We start from the raw sequence: 5,296 nt of genomic DNA on the forward strand, positions 1-5,296 counted from the left end.
GTGTACAGGTGGGTGAAGTATCACTCGTTTACCCAAGCTTCAAAAGTAATGAAGTCGAGGTGAAAGTGCGCGTCTTACCTGAATTTGCCGATCACATCGCACGAGCCGGTAGTCACTTTTGGATGGCGGAGCTTGAAATTGGCCTTGGTGGTGTTAAAAACTTGCAGAATCTGCTGAGTAAATCAATTAACGTCGCCCCCGGCAAAGGAAAAACCCAGAGTCTATTTTCTCTGGGTCACCAACCGATGCAAACCAACAGTATTGAGTTTACCTTACAGGCAGAAAAGCGTGGTTCCGTGGCCGTAGGTACGCCAGTTTTATTCCGTGATATGGAAGTTGGTGAGGTCACAGACGTGCGTTTGGGCGAATTCGCTGATCGTGTGGTCAGTACCATCCGGATCCAGCCTCAATACGCCTATTTGATTCGCACTAATACCGTATTCTGGAATACTTCCGGTGTCGATGTTTCGATTGGTCTGGCAGGCGCGAGCATAAAAGCCGGCACATTGGACTCACTGGTGCGCGGCGGAATTTCTTTCGCGACACCTGAACAACCCAATCTCTCTCCTGCAGCAAAAAAAGGCCAGTCTTTCTACCTTTATCCCGCCGCCGAAGATAACTGGCTCAAATGGCGGACCGCCATTCCTAAGCCGTAGTCTCCGATACACCGCGCAGCCAATGGCGGCGCGGTTTCTTTGTGTGAAACACTCCAATTACCGCACTTTTCCGTTATAATCTGCGCAAATTTTTTAACGGGCTAAACACTTGCACCAGAATGTCTATCTGCCAGACGCGTTTCTTCAGGAAATAGCGTCTATCCTTCCTGCTCATCTCAACATGGACGATTTCGTGGCAGCGTGCCAACGTCCGTTGCGTAAGAGCATCCGTGTAAACACCCTGAAAGTTTCCGTCGACGATTTCCTAAGCCGTGCCGCCACAAAAGGTTGGGTTCTGTCTCCGGTTCCCTGGTGTGAGACCGGTTTCTGGATTGAAGCAGACGAATCGCAGGTCCCACTAGGGAACACCGCTGAGCACATGGCTGGTTTGTTCTATATCCAGGAAGCCAGTTCAATGATGCCGGTGTCCGCATTATTTGAGCACCAACCACAATTTAATACCGTGCTGGACATGGCCGCGGCTCCGGGTTCAAAGACCACACAAATCGCGGCTTTGATGAACAATCAGGGCGTTCTAGTCGCCAACGAGTTTTCATCCAGCCGGGTAAAAGTCCTGCATGCCAACATTGAACGTTGCGGCGTAAGAAACAGTGCGTTGAGCAACTTTGACGGCCGTGTTTTTGGTGGCTGGTTACCAGAGCAATTTGACGCGGTCTTGATTGATGCGCCCTGTTCCGGGGAAGGCACCGTGCGTAAGGATGCCGATGCGATGAAAAACTGGAGCAAAGAGTCGGTTATTTCCATCTCTGAAACGCAGAAGGATTTGATTGAAAGCGCATTCCATGCCCTCAAGCCAGGTGGTGTCATGGTGTATTCAACTTGTACATTGAGTATTGAAGAAAACCAGCAGGTTTGTCATCACCTGAAAAACACGTTTGGTGAAAACGTTGAGTTCGAACCACTGCACTCTCTGTTTGAAGGCGCAGAACATGCCATCACCGAGGATGGCTTTTTACACATTTTCCCACAGGTATACGATTGCGAAGGCTTCTTTGTGGCCCGACTTCGTAAAACAGGCTCAGTCGTCCCGCCAGACGTAAAGAAGAAGATGGGTAAGTTCCCGTTTGAAAAAGCCTCGAAGAAAATCAGTAGCGATATCGAAATACAGTTACGTAACACCCTAGACATCAGGCTGCCTGATAACACCCAAATCTGGCTGCGTGACAACGACGTGTGGCTGTTTCCTGAAGCACTGGAACCTATGATTGGCGAGTTACGCTTTTCACGTATGGGGATAAAAATCGCCGAGGCGCACAAAAAAGGATATCGCTGGCAACATCAGGTCGCAACAGCGTTAGCCACCGGTGATGAAGCAAACAGCGTCTGCATATCGGTAGACGATGCACGAGAGTGGTTTATGGGCCGGGATGTACGCCCAGAGGGCCTGTCAGGCCAGGGAGAAGTGATCGTAAAATTAGATAACGATGTGATCGGCCTTGGAAAGTGGGTGGGCAACCGGATTAAAAATGGCCTTCCAAGAGAACTAGTTAGAGATAAAAACTTGTTCTGAACCGTCAAACGATAGTATGAAATTCTGCCAGAGCCTAGCGAAATCACGATTATGTACTACAATTAAGTAGTCATTAAGTGAAATGATATCAGTGATTTAGCGCAGGCTCTGTAGGAGCCCTTCCCCTAGGCCTAAAACAGGATCGGTTTTAGGCCGTTTTTTAACCGCTGCGTTATGCGAGACGAATGCCATCCTTTTCAATGACAATTCGGCCTTGCTTATACAAGCCACCAATCGTCTTTTTAAATGTGCCTTTACTGGTTCGGAACGCAGCAAAAATAGCCTCCGGCGATGACTTGTCATTCAAAGGTAGGAACCCGCCTTTTTTCTCAAGTAGATCAAGTACTTTTTCGCTCAAATCATCCATTTTGGCGACGCCCACTTTCTGTAACGACAAGTTGATTTTGCCATCTGGGCGCAGTTCTTTGATGTACCCTTTTAAGCGCTTACCGATGAAAACCTTGCCAAAAACATCCGATGAAAAAATCATGCCCCAATGCTTGCCGTCAATGATCGCTTTATAACCCAGATCACTACGTTCAGCGATCAGCAGTTCAACCTGCTGATTACACGTGTAATTAGCCGGTTCTTTGTCCAATAGTTTATTAAACTTCGTGGTACCAACAATACGACCCGACGCCTTATCGGTATAGACATATACCAGGATCGTTTGTCCTGCGCGTAAACGACTACGTTGCTCGCTGTATGGGATCAGCAGATCTTTGTCTTTAATCCCCCAACTGGCGAACGCGCCCGTGCTGTTTACGCCTTCAATTTTCATCAGCCCCCACTCGCCCACTTGAGCAATGGGCTCTTCGGTCGTAGCCACAAGCTGACTGTCTGAATCAAAATACAGAAACACATCCAGAGACTGCCCAATTTCTGTCCCTTCCGGCACATGTCTGTTTGGCAGCAGCGTGGTACCAAAGTCACCCGCATCCAGAAAAAGTCCAAAATCCGCGCGTTTTACCACTTCCAGGCGGTTTATTTGACCAACTTTAATCATTTTTTCTGTCTCATCTCAAATTTGCGGTGATTATACCTAAACTCTGATATCCTTGCTCTCTCTTCGAAAGGAATTTATCTATTTTTTCAGGGGCGCACTTTTGGTCACAGTTGATAAACACGATGGCATCACTCTCCGCATTTCTCACGCGCTGGCAACCAGCAAAAAGTGTCGATTAGATTGGTATCTGTTTGTCCCCGGTGAGTTGGGACTGACACCGGAAGTCACCTCCGAATCTGAGCTGTACTACGGCTCAATGCAGCAGAAACGTGCCTACTTCAGTGACAAGATACTTCTGCCTTTGGTACACAGTCGCTTGGCAAAACGGGGCCACCTTTCTACCACGCAATACCGGGTCAGCCTGAGCTTATTCGCCTATCAGTACGTGATTGCTCTGGATAAGGCCGTTAGTGAGCTACGAAAAAATGAAGCGTCACCGGTCACCGAAGACGAAATTGATGAAATTATAGAGCTCGCACTCGATATTCTAAAACGCCTGCGCCGTAGTATCCCGTATGAAGAAAACCTCAAACGTTACTATGCCAATATTGATAATTACCTCTCCTGGTATACCGGTCAGAAGTTCTTGGCGCTGGTGGCTCACCTGCCCCGCGAAGGTGACTACAAAACCATTAAAGAACGCCTGATCGCTATTGTTGAAAAAGAAGCCGCGCATCGTAAGCTCAACGAATACAATTCTCAAAGCGTGCGTGAAGATGTCACGCGCATGAGCAATAAAATGCGCCTGTTGCGTCGTTTGATTGAGCACCCAATTCTGCTTAAAGAGAAAACCATATCTCTGGGAAAAAATATGAAACGCGCAGTCAAAGGCTTTGCAACAGGTCTGGTGATGGTGTTTGTAACCATCACCGCCGTTCTAGCCCGAGACTATTGGGGAGAAATCACTGCTTCTTTCATCGTTGCCATGTCTTTGATTTACGCTCTGCGCGAAATTTTTAAAGACGACCTGCGTGATGCCTTATGGCGTTGGATTCGCAGAGGTAAGCCTAAATGGCGTCGACGCTACATCGACCCGACGACCAACAAAACAGTCGGTCAGAAAAGCGAGTGGCTGGACTTTGAAAAACTCAGCGAGTTGCCAGACCGTATTCAGACGATCCGCAAAAAGCGCGTGGCACAACGTGAAGAACAAATCCTGCATTACCGCTCGCACACGGAAATGTCGACCTCTAAATTCATGAGCGGTTACGAAGAAACACGGGAGACCATGTTTATTAACATGCGTTTCCTCACTCGGTTGATGGATAAAGGTTCAAACAAACTCTACGTGCTGAATAATGGCCAGGTCACCAGAGAGTCGGTAGAGAAACGTCACCTGCTCAACCTTGTCGCCAAAGAGAACACTCTCAATGGCGAAGTGAAATACTATCGCTGGAAGATTGTATTAAACCGCAGCAGAATAGTGGCCATTGAACAAATTGAACTGGATGACTAAACCACTTTCTTCAGTGAAAGTGTCAATAAAAACTCTGCCATAGGCTCGTCACCATGTAATGTCGGACAGACGGCGGTGATTTTCACCGCCTGATTGACGCGCGCGCCCGAACGACATGTTTCATCCAGCATGGCATCAATCAGTGGGCCATCCTCACAAACAAAATGCACGTCAGCTTCTGGTCGTTTGAGGAACTTCCCTTCAACCGCTTTAAACGCTAGTGAAATCTTCTCGCCGCGTGACTCTGCTTTGCTCATCGCCATGAAGCCGCCAGCCACATCAGCACCAACAGCCAAGACGCCGAAATACATGCTGTTGAGGTGATTTTTGGTTTTCTTTTTCAGAGGAATACGGACCTCAACTTTACGCTCATCGAGGTGGAGGATTTTAGGACGGCACCACCAAATCAGCGGTACTTTAAAGAAGCCGAACAAACTGAGGTACAGGTTTGCTTTGCGTAGAGAAGAATTCATGACATCTGCCTGCCTTTAACTTGGTCAGACCAGTTGATAAAAAAACTAGCAAAATGTCAATGAAATGTTACAAATGGCGAGATGACAGTCTCTTATATTCTCCTCTCGCCATCGATTAAGTTACGCCGTCACTGCAACATCTATTCCTTGGTGTTCAACAATATAATCTTGCAG

General features: G+C 47.7%; 5 protein-coding genes. 3 read left to right on the plus strand and 2 right to left on the minus strand.

The window, feature by feature from the left end; genetic code table 11:
* A partial coding sequence (locus CAG65_RS08775) for an MlaD family protein (RefSeq protein WP_161453384.1) occupies positions 1 to 656 on the plus strand: 656 nt, incomplete at its 5' end.
* 109 nt (positions 657 to 765) lie between these two features.
* Positions 766 to 2,187 (plus strand): 16S rRNA (cytosine(1407)-C(5))-methyltransferase RsmF, encoded by a 1,422-nt coding sequence (gene rsmF / locus CAG65_RS08780; protein ID WP_161453385.1) that lies wholly within the window; start codon positions 766 to 768, stop codon positions 2,185 to 2,187.
* Positions 2,188 to 2,359: 172 nt separating this feature from the next.
* Here rsmF and CAG65_RS08785 read toward each other — a convergent pair whose 3' ends face one another.
* A complete protein-coding gene (locus CAG65_RS08785) occupies positions 2,360 to 3,193 on the minus strand; it encodes a CvfB family protein (RefSeq protein ID WP_021703236.1) in 834 nt (277 codons plus the stop codon).
* A 100-nt stretch (positions 3,194 to 3,293) separates the two neighbouring features.
* On the opposite strand from CAG65_RS08785, the gene CAG65_RS08790 reads away from it, so the two are divergent.
* Positions 3,294 to 4,649, plus strand: coding sequence for a hypothetical protein (locus CAG65_RS08790; RefSeq protein WP_021703235.1), 1,356 nt, complete (start codon positions 3,294 to 3,296; stop codon positions 4,647 to 4,649).
* On the opposite strand, the gene CAG65_RS08795 is transcribed toward CAG65_RS08790, so the two are convergent.
* Positions 4,646 to 5,122 carry a PaaI family thioesterase gene (locus tag CAG65_RS08795; protein ID WP_161453386.1) on the minus strand — a complete coding sequence of 159 codons (477 nt, stop codon included), beginning with the start codon at positions 5,120 to 5,122 and terminating at the stop codon, positions 4,646 to 4,648. The genes CAG65_RS08790 and CAG65_RS08795 overlap by 4 nt on opposite strands.
* Positions 5,123 to 5,296 lie beyond the last annotated feature (174 nt).

Origin of the sequence: Vibrio sp. V39_P1S14PM300, from assembly GCF_009904765.1 — a bacterium.
GTDB lineage: Bacteria > Pseudomonadota > Gammaproteobacteria > Enterobacterales > Vibrionaceae > Vibrio > Vibrio proteolyticus.